Annotated in this window: 12 protein-coding genes; 11 read left to right on the forward strand and 1 reads right to left on the reverse strand. The window is 45.5% G+C overall.

What is annotated here, in order from left to right:
* Positions 1 to 48: 48 nt before the first annotated feature.
* The 5 genes from ACWI_RS02095 (at position 49) to ACWI_RS02115 (ending at position 6,756) form a co-directional block, all read left to right on the forward strand.
* Complete coding sequence (locus ACWI_RS02095) at positions 49 to 1,377, forward strand: aminomethyltransferase family protein (protein ID WP_070369782.1); 1,329 nt, start codon at positions 49 to 51, stop codon at positions 1,375 to 1,377.
* Positions 1,378 to 1,535: 158 nt separating this feature from the next.
* Complete coding sequence (locus ACWI_RS02100; protein ID WP_070369783.1) at positions 1,536 to 3,206, forward strand: formate--tetrahydrofolate ligase; 1,671 nt, start codon at positions 1,536 to 1,538, stop codon at positions 3,204 to 3,206.
* A gap of 174 nt (positions 3,207 to 3,380) precedes the next feature.
* Entirely contained in the window at positions 3,381 to 3,863 is a 483-nt protein-coding gene (locus ACWI_RS02105) for a nucleoside-diphosphate kinase (protein WP_070369784.1), read from the forward strand.
* A gap of 27 nt (positions 3,864 to 3,890) precedes the next feature.
* Positions 3,891 to 4,391 (forward strand): GNAT family N-acetyltransferase, encoded by a 501-nt coding sequence (locus tag ACWI_RS02110; RefSeq protein ID WP_070369785.1) that lies wholly within the window; start codon positions 3,891 to 3,893, stop codon positions 4,389 to 4,391.
* A gap of 88 nt (positions 4,392 to 4,479) precedes the next feature.
* The gene (locus tag ACWI_RS02115) at positions 4,480 to 6,756 is read left to right on the forward strand and encodes a methyl-accepting chemotaxis protein (RefSeq protein WP_070369786.1); all 2,277 of its coding nucleotides are present in this window, start codon (positions 4,480 to 4,482) and stop codon (positions 6,754 to 6,756) included.
* 169 nt (positions 6,757 to 6,925) lie between these two features.
* On the opposite strand, the gene ACWI_RS02120 is transcribed toward ACWI_RS02115, so the two are convergent.
* Positions 6,926 to 8,461 (reverse strand): PucR family transcriptional regulator, encoded by a 1,536-nt coding sequence (locus ACWI_RS02120; RefSeq protein WP_084633443.1) that lies wholly within the window; start codon positions 8,459 to 8,461, stop codon positions 6,926 to 6,928.
* 314 nt (positions 8,462 to 8,775) lie between these two features.
* Here ACWI_RS02120 and ACWI_RS02125 point away from each other — a divergent pair, with 314 nt between their 5' ends.
* The 6 genes from ACWI_RS02125 to ACWI_RS02150 all read left to right on the forward strand — a co-directional run.
* The gene (locus ACWI_RS02125) at positions 8,776 to 9,537 is read left to right on the forward strand and encodes an SDR family NAD(P)-dependent oxidoreductase (RefSeq protein ID WP_070369788.1); all 762 of its coding nucleotides are present in this window, start codon (positions 8,776 to 8,778) and stop codon (positions 9,535 to 9,537) included.
* A 61-nt stretch (positions 9,538 to 9,598) separates the two neighbouring features.
* The gene (locus ACWI_RS02130) at positions 9,599 to 10,096 is read left to right on the forward strand and encodes a 4Fe-4S dicluster domain-containing protein (protein ID WP_070369789.1); all 498 of its coding nucleotides are present in this window, start codon (positions 9,599 to 9,601) and stop codon (positions 10,094 to 10,096) included.
* A gap of 1 nt (position 10,097) precedes the next feature.
* Positions 10,098 to 12,149, forward strand: a complete 2,052-nt coding sequence (locus ACWI_RS02135) for an aldehyde ferredoxin oxidoreductase N-terminal domain-containing protein (RefSeq protein ID WP_070369790.1) — start codon at positions 10,098 to 10,100, stop codon at positions 12,147 to 12,149.
* Positions 12,150 to 12,195: 46 nt separating this feature from the next.
* The gene (fdhD, locus tag ACWI_RS02140) at positions 12,196 to 13,017 is read left to right on the forward strand and encodes a formate dehydrogenase accessory sulfurtransferase FdhD (protein ID WP_070369791.1); all 822 of its coding nucleotides are present in this window, start codon (positions 12,196 to 12,198) and stop codon (positions 13,015 to 13,017) included.
* Positions 13,018 to 13,268: 251 nt separating this feature from the next.
* Positions 13,269 to 13,829 (forward strand): NADH-quinone oxidoreductase subunit NuoE, encoded by a 561-nt coding sequence (gene nuoE, locus ACWI_RS02145; protein WP_070369792.1) that lies wholly within the window; start codon positions 13,269 to 13,271, stop codon positions 13,827 to 13,829.
* Positions 13,826 to 15,486 (forward strand): NuoF family protein (locus ACWI_RS02150; protein WP_070369793.1); only part of this gene is annotated, 1,661 nt, incomplete at its 3' end. The genes nuoE and ACWI_RS02150, both read left to right, overlap by 4 nt.

The following is a 15,486-nucleotide window of genomic DNA, read 5'->3' on the forward strand; positions in this document are numbered from 1 at the left end:
TATTGAGAAGGATTTCATTATGACTTCTCAATCAAAAGGAGAAATAAAATGTTAAATTCAATTAATCAAGATGCGTTTACGCTGTTTAACCAGGGCGGAAATCTGATCCCTTATGAGTACACCGGATATAAGAATGAAATTCTGGCATCAAAATCGACAGCTTGGTTTGGGACAACGTTGAACAATTCCCCAATTTACGATGTCAAAGGACCGGATGCGGCTAAATTCCTGACCTCCATCTGCATCAACAGCTTTTTAAAGATGAAACCCGGCAGCATCCGCCATGCCGTTCTATGTAATGACCAGGGTTTCATTCTGACTGACGGAGTAGTCATGATGATTGCCGAAAATCACTTCCGAACCTACTGGCTTAACCCGGTGGTGGGCTATTATATATCAGTTACCGAGATGGAGGTTGAAGGCGTTGATTTATCGGGTAAAGAGTTCTTCTTCCAGCTGGCCGGACCAAAATCTCTGGAAATTCTGGAACAGGCTTCTCAAAGCGATCTCCATGATATTGCCTTTACCAAACACCGGATGGCAAAAATTGCCGGGATCGATGTACGCATTCTCAGACTGGGCATGGCCGGCACTCTGGGCTACGAAATTCATGGCGATGCGGAAAATTCAGAAGCTGTTTATGACTGTATCTGGGAAGTGGCTAAAACCTTTGATGCTAAAAAACTGGGACAGGTTGGTTATACCATGAACCATACCGAAGCCGGTTTCCCGAATATCAATATGCATTATCCATTGCCCTGGTTTGAAACGGAAGGCCTAAAAGAATATCTGACCGCCAGACCGATGGAAGGCTTTTTCAATCTGAACAGAGTCCTGGTTGGCAGCGTAGGCGATGATTTAACGACCCGTTTTGTCACCCCTTATGATGTCGGCTGGGAATATCTGATCAAGTTTGATCATGACTTCCCGGGCAAGGCGGCATTGGAAGAAATCGCCAAAAATCCCCAAAGAACCATGGTGACCCTGGAATGGAATCCCGATGATCTGGGAGAAATCTTTGCTTCACAGTTCAGAGGTCAGGACGTTGAACCCTTTGAAACCATGGACGACCGCCCGATGGATATGTATTACAACAGCGGTTTTTCGATGTATTACCACGCTGATAAGGTTTTAGCTGACGGCCGTGAAATTGGTATTTCCAGCGGTCGTCTTAATAGTTATTTTTACCAGCGGATGATTTCGCTGGCCTTTATCAAGCCGGAATATGCCGCTTTAGGAAAAGAATTAACGGTTGTCTGGGGAACTCCAGGAAAACCGCAAAAAGAAATCCGGGTAACGGTTGCCCGATCGCCTTATATGAATCTGGAAAATAATAAAGAGATTGATGTGAACGACATACCGAAATATAGCAAATAAGCTATTAAAAGAAGAATACTAAAATCATCTGATAAAAAATTAATTAAAGTCAGCTTTAAAACGCGTTTATTGCAAAATTTTAAGATAAACGCGTTTTATACTAAATGAGAATGAATAAGTGAAAATGGAAATTATTGAAAAAAGGAGAATTATTAAAAATGAAAACTGACGTACAAATCGCCCAGGAAGCCAATCTGAAGCCAATTTCAGAAGTGGCTGAGAAATTGGGAATAAATGCCAATGATCTGGAGCTTTATGGCAACCACAAGGCGAAGGTATCCCTTTCGGTGTTAAAGGACAATCAGGATAAGCCGGATGGTAAACTGATTCTGGTAACGGCCATCAACCCGACCCCAGCCGGGGAAGGTAAGACAACCACCAACGTGGGTCTGTCCATGGCACTGAATTACATTGGCAAGAAAACCATCACTACTTTAAGAGAACCATCTTTGGGACCCTGCTTTGGGGTCAAAGGCGGGGCTGCAGGTGGGGGATACGCCCAGGTGGTCCCGATGGATGACATCAACCTGCATTTTACCGGCGACTTTCATGCCATTACCTCAGCCCACAGCCTGCTGGCGGCGCTGCTGGATAATCACCTCCATCAGGGAAATGCCTTAAACATTGACATGGACCGGATTGTCTGGCGACGGGTAGTGGACATGAATGACCGGGCCCTGCGAAAAATTACCGTCGGCCAAGGCAGTCGCGCCAACGGCGTTGAACGGGAAACCGGCTACGACATTACCGTGGCTTCAGAAATTATGGCGATTCTCTGTCTGGCCTCCAGTCTGACCGATTTGAAAGAACGTCTGGGCCGGATGATCGTCGCCTACAATACCGCTGGCAAAGCGGTGACTGCAAGTGATCTGGAAGCCACCGGCGCCATGGCTCTGCTGTTAAAAGATGCCATCAAACCTAATCTGGTGCAAACCCTGGAAAATACCCCAGCCTTTATTCATGGCGGACCGTTTGCCAATATCGCCCACGGCTGTAACTCAGTCCTGGCCACTAAAACAGCTTTAAAATTGGCCGATTACGTGGTAACCGAAGCCGGATTTGGCGCCGATCTGGGAGCCGAAAAATTCTTTGACATCAAATGCCGCTACGCCGGGATCAGCCCCAGTGCGGTCGTGATCGTGGCAACCGTTCGAGCCTTAAAAATGAATGGCGGTGTGGAAAAAGCGGAATTGTCCAAAGAAAATGTCAAAGCAGTTGAAGCGGGAACGGCCAACATTGTTCAGCATCTGGATAATTTAAAGAAGTTTGAAGTACCAGTGGTGGTGGCGCTCAATAAGTTCCCAACTGATACGGCTGCCGAATTTGACGCCGTTAAAAAAGCCTGCGAAGATAAGGGTGTAAAAGTGATCTTGTCCGACGTCTTCTCTCAGGGGGGCAAAGGCGGGGTGGAGCTGGCCGAGGAAGTGGTCAGACTCTGTGATCAGAATGTGGCACCTTACAAACCCCTTTATGCCCTGGAACTGCCCCTTGAAGATAAGATTGAAACCATTGCCAAAGAGATCTACCGGGCCGATGGGGTGGAATACACCCTGGAAGCCAAGCAACAGCTGGACGAAATTGCCGCTCTGGGCTTTGATCACCTGCCGGTTTGTATGGCAAAAACCCAGTACTCGTTCTCGGATGATGCCGCCCTGTTGGGAGCACCGCGCAATTTCAACATCCATGTCAAAGAAGTCCGTCTGTCTGCCGGCGCCGGATTTGTGGTTGCCATCACCGGTGCCATCATGACCATGCCGGGTCTTCCCAAAGTGCCAGCAGCCAACGGTATGGATATTACCGAAGACGGCGAAATCATCGGGTTATCCTAATACCCTATGAAACATTAAAGCCCCATTGAAAAAACAACAAAACACTAAAATAACAAGTACATTCATACAAATAATTTAGAAATTTTAACTTCCAGGCCCATCTTCAGAAAATTTTTGTTGAAAAATGAGAAGCTTTTGAGATGGGCTCTATTTATCAAAAGGAAAGATAAAGGAATGAAAACGTATGCTTTTATCATTATGAAACCAGATGCATTGGAACGGGAACTGGTTGAAACAATTAGCCAGCGCTTTAGGAATGAAGGATTTTCGATTGAAAAGATCGGTTATCGCAATGTCGATGAACAGCTGATTCTGGCACATTATCAGGAAGTCATTAAGCGGTTCGGGGAAAGCTTTAAGGCGGCTGTGATCAGCAGTTATGTCGGTAGAGGAATGATCCCAATCCTGTTGTCTCAGGAAGGTTCAGCTGCCATTGCGAACTCCCGGGCGCTCACCGGAGCAACTGATCCGTCAAAAGCGGAAAAGGGCACTATCCGAGGCGATTATGGATATGACACCCTGGAAGCAGCCAACCTTGAAAACCGCAGCTGCAATAACCTGCTGCACTGCAGCGATTCAGAAGCATCGTTGCGGGAAGAAGCGAAGCTGTGGTTTGGCGAAGCGCTGGATGTAGCGATCGATCTAAATGCCAGTTAGTGTAAGTAAATAAATTTGGAGGAAACCATGAACGTTCAATTACGAAATTTAAAACTGAATGATGCGCACAGTATCATGAATCATGCCACTGGGCCGGTGGTAAGAAACCTGGGAAAAGTGGCTCAAAAATCGTTTGCTCTTGATGATATCCATTCGTTTATTTTAAAAGACAAGAATGTTTACCGGGTTAAGCAGATCAATAAAGCCATTATGTACGAGAACAAAATCATCGGGACAATCAGCCTGATGATTCAGGAAGATGATGGCAGTAAATCCGGTGAATTAGTCTTTTGGATTGGAGAAAGTTATTGGGGACGCGGAATTACCCAAAATGCTATTAAAGAAATGTGCCAATTGGGATTATCGGAATTTAATTTAGTGCGTATTTTTGCAGTGCCAATCTTTGAAAATATAAGAGCCAGAAAAGTTCTGGAAAAGTCAGGATTCAGGCTGGAAGGAATCATGAGAAAGAGTGTTTGTCTCAATGATCAGGTACACAATGCCTGTATGTATACACTGCTCAAGTGAGTTTAATAGATATGGCGATTAAAGACATCAAGCGTTATTGACTGTATTAAATCAAAAGCAATGGATAAAAAGAAGGAAGTTGAATAAAATGAAAAAAAGAAAAAATGAATCAGCAGCTTCAATCAGGGAATTCAGAGGAAAGTTTTCACATAAAATATCACTTCTGATTATCGCGATCGCGTTCATCGGGATTGGTTTATACGGAGTCATTTCTTATCTGCTTGTATCATCCTATCTGGCTAATTTGAAAGATCTGAATGTTGAACAGATACGTTTTGAATTTGGAATGCTTATTGCAGTGATGACACTTTCAATCATGTGTTTAAGTTTGATTGGTTCAATGATCGTAGGAAATATATTAACACGACCAATAAAAAAACTGAATGAAGTTTTCTCAAAAATGGCGCTGGGAGATGTTGACTTGGATGTAAATGATTTGAATGCATTTTCACAACGTTCAAAAGATGAATTGGGACAGATGATGGCATCATTTGTCCTAATGATTGAAAAACGAAAAGACCTGGCCGCCAAAGTTCAAAATTTGGCGGCAGGCGATTTTTCGGTGGAGTTTAAGAAAGAATCAGAGCAAGATATTTTAGGTCAGTCTTTGCTTGATATTGTCGCTCAAATCAATCAATTGTATTCTGAAATGGCAGAAAAAGCCTTTAAAACAAACGAAGGTAATTTTGAATATGAAGGAAATGAAGAAGGATTAAATGGTCAATTTCAACATTTTATGATTGGTTTTAATCAGGTTATCAGAGACCTAGTTGAACACATCAGAATGGGTGAGTCAGTTATTGGAAAGATTGGCAAAGGCGAAATACCGGATAAAATCACCAAAGAGTATGCTGGTGATTATAATCATCTCAAGGATGGCATTAATGCCTGTATTGATGGCTTAGGGGCTCTCGTAGAAGGCAACGCTGTGATGGCAAACATGCGTGTCAATGATCTGTCCCAAGTTGTTAAAGGACAGTACCAGGGAATTTATGGAGAGCTATCGGAGTCCATCAATCGTGTCCACCAACAACTGAACCTGATTGTGGCAGTAGCCAGCCGGATTGCCGCAGGTGATCTCAGTGATTTAAAAGAATTAAAACAAGTCGGGAAGTTAAGCACAGCCGATACGTTAAATCCAAGCTTGATTGCAATGATTGAAAATATTGGTAATCTGACTCAGGAAACCCAGGCAATGGCAACCATGGCTATCGAAGGAAATCTCAGTTACAGGGGGCATGTCGAAATGTTTAGTGGCGAATATGCGAAAGTCATCGCCGGTTTTAATCAAACCCTGGATGCAGTGATTGCACCCATTTCCGAAGCTTCAATTGTACTGACTGAACTATCAAAGGGGAATCTGCAGACAGCGATGAGCGGTGACTATTCAGGTGATCATGCTGAAATAAAAACTGCCATGAACAAAACAATTGCGTTTTTAAAGCGGTATGTTGCTGAAATCAGTGAGACATTGAGTGAAATCGGTCAGGGAAATCTGAATCTGGAAATTACCTCCTATTACCATGGCGATTTTCTTACCATTAAAATGGCATTAAATGACATTACCACCCATCTCAGCGAGACCATGGCAGAGATCAACACCGCTGCCGATCAGGTGAAAATGGGCGCAAGACAGATTTCCAATGGGGGTCAGGCCCTTTCACAAGGCGCAACGGAACAGGCCAGTACCATTGAAGAGCTCACCGCCTCCATCGAGGAAGTAGCCGGTGAAACAAAACAAAATGCGCACAATGCCAATGCGGTTAATGAAATTACCAGACGATTACGGGATAACGCTGAAGATGGCAATCTTCAGATGAAAAGAACAGTTGATGCTATGAATGAGATTAATCGGTCATCGACGGACATTTCAAAAATCATCAAGGTGATTGAGGATATCGCCTTCCAGACGAATATTCTGGCATTAAATGCAGCGGTTGAAGCCGCCCGGGCCGGTCAGCATGGCAAAGGTTTTGCCGTAGTGGCCGAAGAGGTCAGGACGCTTGCGGCAAGAAGTGCTGAAGCTGCAAAAGAAACAACGGTTTTAATTGAAGACTCCATTGAAAAAGTAGTATCCGGTTCGAAAATTGCCGATGAAACGTCAGAGCGTTTAAAAGAAATGCTGACTGAAATTGAAACCGTTTCGAATCTTGTCAGCAATATTGCGATATCTTCGAATGATCAGGCGTCAGAAATTGCGCAGATTACGCTGGCAATCGAACAGGTCTCTCAAGTTGTCCAGACCAACTCGGCAACGGCGGAAGAAAGTGCTGCCGCAAGTGAGGAGTTAAACAGTCAGGCTGAGTTATTAAATCAGATGATCAGGCGATTTCAGTTAAAAGAGGAAGAAAAAAAGTTTGTTTGAAAAATAGATAAAACCATTCGGGTTGTATTAAGGGAAAATCCCAGCAAATGTGTTCATACCGCTAGCTGGGAAGTCTTAATTTATGTTCTTTCAATCAGTACATTTATCTGTCAAATGTACTGATTTTTTAATAAAAGAAAGCCAAATGATTGAAGTAAAGTTTAGGGGATTAAAACGCAAGGATAAATTGAAACAGCTTAAATGAAAGCTGCAGATCAAAGATAACCTGTTGATCAGTCAGATCAATTTTACACAGCTCCTCAATTTTCTTGAGTCGATAAATAAGGGTACCCCGCTGAATGTACAAATCCTGAGATGCCTTGAGCTGCTTGCAGTTGTTATCCAGATAAGCAACAAGCGTTGGCAACAGGGCAGCCCCTTTCTTTTGATCATATGCCTGCAATTGTTTAATACAGGGGTTTAAATAACTTTCAATATCGCCGAGTTTCACAAAGGCATAAATCATGCTGCTGAGGCGATGCTCTTTAAAATTAAATAACTGGTCGTCAAGACCTAGATAATTTCCAATATCAATCGCCATCAGGGCTTGGCGGTAGAGTCTGGCAAGATCAGAAATTTTTTCTTCGCCATTGCTGACCCCGGCACACAGCTGATTTTTTTTCAGGAAGTGTGCTAAGTTTTCAGACTCCTGAGCACTGAGACTGCTTAATTGATCGTGATTGATCAAAATGACAATATGATCGTTATAAATCACCGCACAGGAACTGGTAATGAGTTTAAGGATGGCATCACTAATTTTCTTCAGCTGGGTTTTGTTTAAAAAGACATGCTGAGACTGAATTGTCAGAATAAAGAAATTCTTTTTGGGCAGCCAGTTAACGTTACGGATCCGGGCAACTAGTTCAGCATCATTTTTAAACCGTTCATCCAGAATATCAGTAATGATTAATTCTAACCGGTTGTCAGTTAGATAGCTGCGGCTGTCATGTGTTTTAAAATATAAGGCCAGCATATCACCGAAATAGCAGAGGCAGGAAAAATCACCTTCGCTGATGGGATGATTTTTTTGGATCAGACTGATGATGGCAACCCGGTTGCCGTTTAAGACCACACTTTTAGCTGATGCCCAACTGTCGCCATGCATGGGGTGGTTATAGGCGGCGTCCCGGTTATCTAATAATGTCAAGGCCCGTTTTAAAACCTGGGAAGCCTGACTATCCAGGTCGGCATAGCCTTTTTCAACAGTGAGCTTCCAAACCTCATCGTCGACAGAGTCGTCCGGAGTAAAACCGAGAACTTTCATGGAATTGTCGAGGATCATCATGGGATTGGTCAAAATCCGGTGGGCACATTCAATCAGCTGATGAATGTCCACATTTTTCATCACCAGAGACAGCAACTCATCGCCCCACTGAAAATAGCGGCGCATAACATCCCGGCAAATCTCGAATAATTGTGATAAGGAAGCAGCCGAATAAATAATCAAGGCACAGGGTGGCAGAACTTCGCTGTCGTCCGTCTCTTTTCGGGTTGCCAAAATTAACATCTCGGAAGGAATATGAACATAAGCGTCCTGGTTATAGTCGCTCCAGTCGACAATGACATAGCTGATATCGGTTGGAATTTTACTTTTCTTGGAGAAACAGACATCATCAACGTATATATTTTTGTTATAAGCGGTTCCTTTGCGGCAAAGCACGCACGATTTAAGGCCATCGTAAAGCATGGACATGGTTACTCTCATTAATAATTACCTCAGCAGATTAAAGATTCAAAAAAACAGACCGGTAGTTAATATTCATCATACAAAATGTATGGTGATTTCAATAAAATTCGCTAACAAAACAATGTTGTTAAAATATCATAATACAAAATGTATAAAAAGAAAAGCAATTTTGAAATTAATGTAGAATGTAATTTGATAAGCCAGTTGCTATAATGATAACGATTGTAATAGCGATTTAAAAATTATTGATGTGTTGAGATCGGTTTTGTTTAGACTGCAAAAAAATGCATGTTGATTTTTAAATCCAAACTAAAAATATGAAGGAGTAAAAAATGGGCAGATTAGAAAACAAGATTGCAGTAGTAACTGGAGCAACATCCGGTATTGGGGAAGCCGTTTCGTTGATGTATGTCAAAGAAGGTGCAAAAGTTGTTTGTGTCGGCAGAAATGCGGAAAAAGGAAACGAACTGGTTAAAAAAATTGAAGCAATAGGCGGCGAAGGTTCTTTTGTTCAATGCGATTTGCGTAAATTTGAAGATATCGAAAAATTAAAAGCGGCGGTTGATGAAAAATATGATCATGTTGATATTCTTTTTAATTCAGCCGGCGTTCTGGTACACAAACCGTTTTTAGAGCAAAACAAAGAAGATTTCGATTTAATTATGGAAACCAATTATCGGGCTTACGTCTGGACGATGCAGGCTTTCATCCCGGGCATGGTGGCCGCCGGCAAAGGCAGCATCATTAACGTCGCATCTATTTCGTCAATCTGGCCAGAACTGAATTCTTATTTCTATGGTGCTATGAAAGCGGCTGTTACCAACCTTTCCCGAAATGTCGCCAAGGAATTTGCCCGCCAAGGGATTCGGATCAACTGTATTTTACCAGGACCAATTAATACCGGCATGACACCGGACTTCATTAAAAACAGCAAAGAAGCGCAACAGGGAATGATTGACACAGTGTGTATGGTCGGTCGTTTGGGTGAACCAGATGATATCGCTTATCCAGCCGTGTACCTGGGATCCGATGAGTCTTCTTTTGTAACCGGAACCAATATCGTTGTTGACGGCGGCGTGTGTATTAGCAACTAAGATAAAGTATCAAACAACTGAAAGAGGGCAACAAAAAATTTGATGAGGATGTAAGCGAAAAATGACGAATAATAATAGTAATCTTGGGCCAAAAGAGCTAGGCCGGCACGTCATTCAGCATGCCAAGGAATATTCAGTCTGCGTGGGCTGTAATGCCTGTGAAATTGTCTGCAGTCTGGTGCACGAGGGTGCAGCGGGGCAGATGTTGCGACGGATTTTTCTGGAACGGGATACCATCAATCTGGAGGATCATACGATTTTAACCTGCCAGCATTGTCAAGATCATCCCTGTTATGAAGCCTGTCCCAAAAAAGATCAAGCAATCTGTATTGAAGCGGATAGCGGCATTGTTTATATCAATGAAGCAGATTGTATTGGCTGTAAAAAATGCTACAAAGCCTGTCCCTATGAGCCCAAAAGAATCAATTATGACACAGTGTCAAAAAAAGCGAAAAAATGCGATTTGTGCCGCAATCGTGAAGCGGGTCAGGCCTGTATTGAGTATTGCCAGGTACAATGTCTCGCGCTGTCAGAGGCTGACTTAGGGAGGGAAAACTAAGATGAAGAGAGAATTATGCGGCTATGCCGGAAAAATCTTGCGGGTCAATCTGACAACAAAGGAAATCACCGAACAACCAATTTGGGATTATGTACCCAAATACCTGGGCGGGCGTGGAGTCGCCAACAAAATCTTCTGGGATGAGGTGAAACCGGGAGTCAAAGCCCTCGATCCGGAAAATAAGCTGATCATCATGACCGGGGCAACCACCGCCACCGGTATTCCCACTGGCGGCAGGATTGTCATTGCCGGGATTGCACCCCAATGTTATCCGGAGCAGTATGCCTGGTCCGGAATGGGCGGCTGGTTTGGCTCAGAGCTTAAATATGCCGGTTATGATGGGATTGTCCTTGAAGGTGCCCTGGAAAAACCGGGCTATCTCTTTATTGACGACCAGACGGTAGAAATCCGCGATGCCTTGGCAGCCGGCATTTGGGGGCTATATACCTATGATACCCAGATCAAACTGGAGTCTATTCATGGGAAAGATGTCAAAAGTATTGTCATTGGCCCGGCTGGCGAAAACCTGCTGCGGATGGCAATTGTGGCCACTGCCAATGAAACCGCCGCCGGCAAAGGCGGGTTCGGTGCAGTCATGGGTTCAAAGCTGTTAAAGGGCATCTGCGTCAGAGGCACCGGCAGTATCAAACCGGCAGATGTGAACAAGGTGCTGGAACTCAGAAAAACCATGGGCACCCCAGGTTTTAATACCAATCCGATTAAGGAATCACCGAAGTTTTTTGGTCATGGCCAGGAAGCAGAAGTGGAAGGGGGACTGCGAGAATACAATACCACCTGCAGTCATGGATGCAACCAGCATTGTCCCCGACTGATGATGGATATCAAGAGCACCACCTGGAAACAGGAACGGATGAATCAGGTGTCAAAATGTGTAGGTCCCTTTGCCATTGAGTGGAAATACGATTGCGCCTGGATGCCGGCCCAAACCTATGTCACCGAAAAAAACAATACTGCCGCCTGCGCCATGATGTCCGGAGCAGCACCGCCACCGGACTTTTCTGATCCTGAAATTCCGATTCTCTTTGACGAACACCAGGGTGATGAATACAATTTTTGGGGTCCGGACTACAACCGTGGGATGACCATTAATGAGCTGTGCAGTCAGTATGGCGTCAATAAGTGGGATATCATTGTCTGGCTGATGACCTGGCTGTCCATGGGTAATGCAGAAGGGGTCTTTGATGACATTGACTTTGGCATGGAAATCGATGTGGAATCGGAAGACTTCATGAAATACATGCTGGACATGATTGTCTACCGTAAAGGTTATTATGGTAATCTGTTTGCCGAAGGCATGTCCCGGGCAATACGGGAAATGGGCAAAGAAAAATTCGGCGACACTATTTATCAGCAGCGAAAGTCCCGACGATTAGGCGGTAAACAATTGGATATTCCCATCAGTTTTGAAGTAGCCTGGGGATATTCAGCCCATTGGAATGGCCGCGGTTATGAAGGAACGGTACCGTTAGATACCTGGCTGCCCATAGCTGTTGAAATGATGACCTCCACCCGGGATGCTCAGACCAACACTCATCACAAGGATACCACCGACTATATTCATGCCATGAAAACAGATCCCTATGGCAGTCTGGCGGGCCCCCAATCAGTGATCATGAATGAAACGAAGTCAGAATTGAAGGAAGCCATCACCACCTGTGACTGGCAGCTGCCGGATATGTTCTGGATGACGGCCGAAACCGAGTTATTTGAAGCGGCCACCGGGGCCGGCCTGACTCAGGAAGAGATTGAAACAGCTGCCAACCGGATCAAAAATTTATTCCGGGCCATTACCATCCGTAATTACGACCGAACCCGACAAATGGAAGTCGATGAGATTGTCCCCTTTCATCGTTATCCGGATGCTGACGGTATTTGCATTGATGAAGATGGATTTAATACTTTTGTGTCCAACTATTATCGTTTGCGCGGTTGGGATGAAAAAACCGGCTGGCCGACCCGAGAAACCTATGAAAAACTGGGATTGGGCGACGTGGCTAATGAATTGGCAGCGCTGGGTAAATGCCCACAATAAGCATTGTCTGTGAAATTTAAAAGATAAACTGAGGAGGCGAAAAGTGATGGATAAGATATTGGTATTGTCATCAGAAAAGAAGACCAGTGGCTGTTATCGGCTGGCAGAGGGGCGGTGGACGGAACAAAAGCTTTCTTTGCCGGAAGAAATGCCGCTGACGATTTTTGTCAATGGCCATGAACTGGTAACCATTCTTTGTTCGCCTTCCAGTTTGAACTTTCTGGTGATTGGCTATTTGTTTTCAGAAGGACTTATCAAAGCAGTAAATGATATTGATATTTTAAGGGTCTGCGAAAGCAGTCGGCTGGCCGATGTCCGGCTAAAAAACGAAGTCACCATCAGCACCGAAAAACGGATTCTGACCTCCGGCTGTGGCGGTGGAATGAGTCTGGGAACAGCGATGCCCAAAATCATCATCTGTTCGGATTTAAAAATTACGCCAGCGAGGATTTTTGATCTGATCCGGCAAATGGTCAAAAGCGGCTCTGCCTATCGCTTAACCGGCGGGGTACACACCACTGTGCTGTGTGATCATGACGTGATTCTGGCCATGGGGGAAGATATTGGTCGCCATAACACCCTAGATAAAGTAATTGGTAACTGCATGATGTGTGAGATCAACCCGAAAGATAAGATCTTAATGACAACCGGAAGAATTGCATCAGAGATTCTTAAAAAAGTAGTAATGCTGGAAGTGCCCATGGTTGTTTCGCTTAGTTCACCGACTGATGAGGCGGTAAACCTGGCCCGAAGCCTCGGCGTTACCTTAATTGGTTATGTTCGTGGTCAAAACATGACCGTGTATGCCAATGGGCAACGTTTGGAAGCCGGTCAGGAAACAGAGATACTTTGTGCTTCAAAAGGATAATAGCGAACAATAAAAGACACCACTATCATTGGAATTATTAAATCAATAACAATTTAGATTTGTAACAAGCGATTTAACCGGAAGTTTAAGTGGTTACTCAAATAGTTCATAAAGGAATATTGATATGGAGATAATCAGAAGACCTTGTAGATTGCTGCAAGGTTTTTTGAATAATTAAAAGCTTTCTAAATGTTATGAAAACCAATAGTGTGAACACCTTAAGGACCCTGTTAAGAAAGAAAGGAAGAATAATGAGTCAAAATACAAAAATATCTGGCTGTGGCTGCCACAGTGACCAGCCCAATCCCTTTGCGGAACTTTCACCGGTGCTGGATCGTTACGCCGACATCCCCGGAAGTTTGATTACGATCCTTCAGAAAGCCCAGGAGCTCTACGGTTTTTTATCGGTTGAGCTGATGCGCCATATTGCCCTGGAAACCCACACCAGCATTGCCAAGGTTTACGGGGTGGCCACCTTCTATACCCAATTCCGCTTTGAACCGGTGGGGAAATACCTGATCATGCTCTGTCAGGGCACAGCCTGTCACGTCAACGGCTCCAAACAGGTCGAAGAAGCCGTGATGGACTACCTCGACATCAAAGAAGGCGAAACCACCTCCGACGGACTGTTCACCCTGAACAACGTGGCTTGTCTGGGCTGCTGCAGCTTATCCCCGGTGATGATGATCAACGACGACACCTATGGTCAGTTGACTAAAGACAAGGTGACGAATATTCTGACCGAGTTAAAAGAACAGGCCGGTAACGGGACAACGGATTTCGAAAAAGCACCTCAGGAGGTGACGGCATGAAAATTGTCATTGGAGCAGGCAGCTGCGGCATTGCCGCCGGCGCCCATAAGGTGCAGACCTCCTTTGAAGCCATCATCGCTGAAAAAGGACTCGAGCTGTCCGTCGAACAAACCGGCTGCATCGGCACCTGTTACCTGGAACCGATCGTTGACGTGGTTGACGATGCCGGCAACAAGGTAACCTTTGTCAACGTCACCACGGTTGATGCCCAACGGATCATTGAAGACTATGTCGTCGCTCAGAAAGAACTGGCCGATTTACAGATTTCCCAGGATGATCTGACGATGATCGGCAAACAGAAACGGATTGTCCTGCGCAACTCCGGGGTCATCGATCCTGAAGAGATTGACGACTATCTAGCTGTTGACGGCTACGTCGCCGCCCGGAAATGTCTGCTGGAGCTGACTCCCGACGCGATCATCGACACCGTCAAAGTCGCCGGCTTAAAAGGCCGCGGCGGCGCCGGTTTCCCGACCTGGTTCAAATGGGACGCCGCCAAGAAATCCCCGGGAACCACCAAATATATGGTCTGTAACGCCGATGAAGGCGACCCCGGGGCCTTCATGGACCGCTCCGTCCTGGAAAGCGATCCCCATGCTCTGATCGAAGGGATGTTAATCGGCGCCCGCGCCATCGGAGCCAACGAAGGCATCGTCTACGTCCGGGCCGAATACCCCCTGGCCATCGTGCGGCTCCAGAAAGCCATTGATCAGGCCCGGGAAAAAGGCTTCTTAGGACGCGATATCTTCGGCACCGGATTCGCCTTCGATCTGCGCATCAAAGCCGGCGCCGGGGCCTTTGTCTGCGGTGAAGAAACCGCGCTGATTGCTTCATTAGAAGGGGAACGGGGGATGCCCCGATTAAAACCACCCTTTCCGGCCCAGAAAGGCTACTGGAACAAACCCACCAACATCAACAACGTCGAAACCTTTGCCAATGTCCCCTGGATCTTTAGAAATGGCGGCGACGCCTATGCCGCCCTGGGCACCAAAGAAAGCAAGGGCACCAAGGTCTTTGCCTTAACCGGCAAGGTCAAAAAAGGCGGCCTGGTGGAGATCCCCATGGGCCTGACCCTGCACGACGTCATTTTTGACATCGGCGGCGGGATTAAGCAGGACAAAGCCTTTAAAGCCGTCCAGATGGGCGGCCCTTCCGGTGGCTGTATTCCCGCCAGTCTTTTGGATACCCAGATTGACTACGCCGAAATCACCAAAACCGGTGCCATCATGGGTTCCGGCGGGATGGTCGTCATGGACGAAACCACCTGTATGGTGGACATGGCCCGTTTCTTCCTGGACTTCACCTGTAAAGAATCCTGCGGCAAATGTACCTACTGCCGGGTCGGTACCACCCGGATGCTGGAAATCCTCAACCGGATTACCCAGGGCGAAGGCCAGGACGGTGATATCGAATTGCTCGAAGAACTCTGTTACAAGATCAAAGACGGTTCCCTGTGCGGCCTCGGTCAGACCGCCCCCAACCCGGTGCTGACCACCATCAAATATTTCCGTAACGAATACGAAGATCATCTTTACAATAAAAAGTGTACCGCCAGAAGCTGCAAGCCGCTGTTAACCTACACCATTGATAAAGACAAATGCGTCGGCTGCGGTGCCTGTAAAAAGAACTGTCCCGTAGATGCGATTAGCGGCGAAAA

Source organism: Acetobacterium wieringae, from assembly GCF_001766835.1.
In the GTDB taxonomy this organism is placed as follows: Bacteria; Bacillota; Clostridia; order Eubacteriales; family Eubacteriaceae; genus Acetobacterium; species Acetobacterium wieringae.

Coding starts and splice junctions, on each gene's coding strand:
- fdhD (WP_070369791.1), top strand. CDS start 12,196: ATGGATAAGATATTGGTATTGTCATCAGAAAAGAAGACCAGTGGCTGT.
- ACWI_RS02110 (WP_070369785.1), top strand. CDS start 3,891: ATGAACGTTCAATTACGAAATTTAAAACTGAATGATGCGCACAGTATC.
- ACWI_RS02115 (WP_070369786.1), top strand. CDS start 4,480: ATGAAAAAAAGAAAAAATGAATCAGCAGCTTCAATCAGGGAATTCAGA.
- ACWI_RS02100 (WP_070369783.1), top strand. CDS start 1,536: ATGAAAACTGACGTACAAATCGCCCAGGAAGCCAATCTGAAGCCAATT.
- ACWI_RS02125 (WP_070369788.1), top strand. CDS start 8,776: ATGGGCAGATTAGAAAACAAGATTGCAGTAGTAACTGGAGCAACATCC.
- ACWI_RS02105 (WP_070369784.1), top strand. CDS start 3,381: ATGAAAACGTATGCTTTTATCATTATGAAACCAGATGCATTGGAACGG.
- ACWI_RS02130 (WP_070369789.1), top strand. CDS start 9,599: ATGACGAATAATAATAGTAATCTTGGGCCAAAAGAGCTAGGCCGGCAC.
- ACWI_RS02095 (WP_070369782.1), top strand. CDS start 49: ATGTTAAATTCAATTAATCAAGATGCGTTTACGCTGTTTAACCAGGGC.
- nuoE (WP_070369792.1), top strand. CDS start 13,269: ATGAGTCAAAATACAAAAATATCTGGCTGTGGCTGCCACAGTGACCAG.
- ACWI_RS02135 (WP_070369790.1), top strand. CDS start 10,098: ATGAAGAGAGAATTATGCGGCTATGCCGGAAAAATCTTGCGGGTCAAT.
- ACWI_RS02120 (WP_084633443.1), bottom strand. CDS start 8,461: ATGAGAGTAACCATGTCCATGCTTTACGATGGCCTTAAATCGTGCGTG.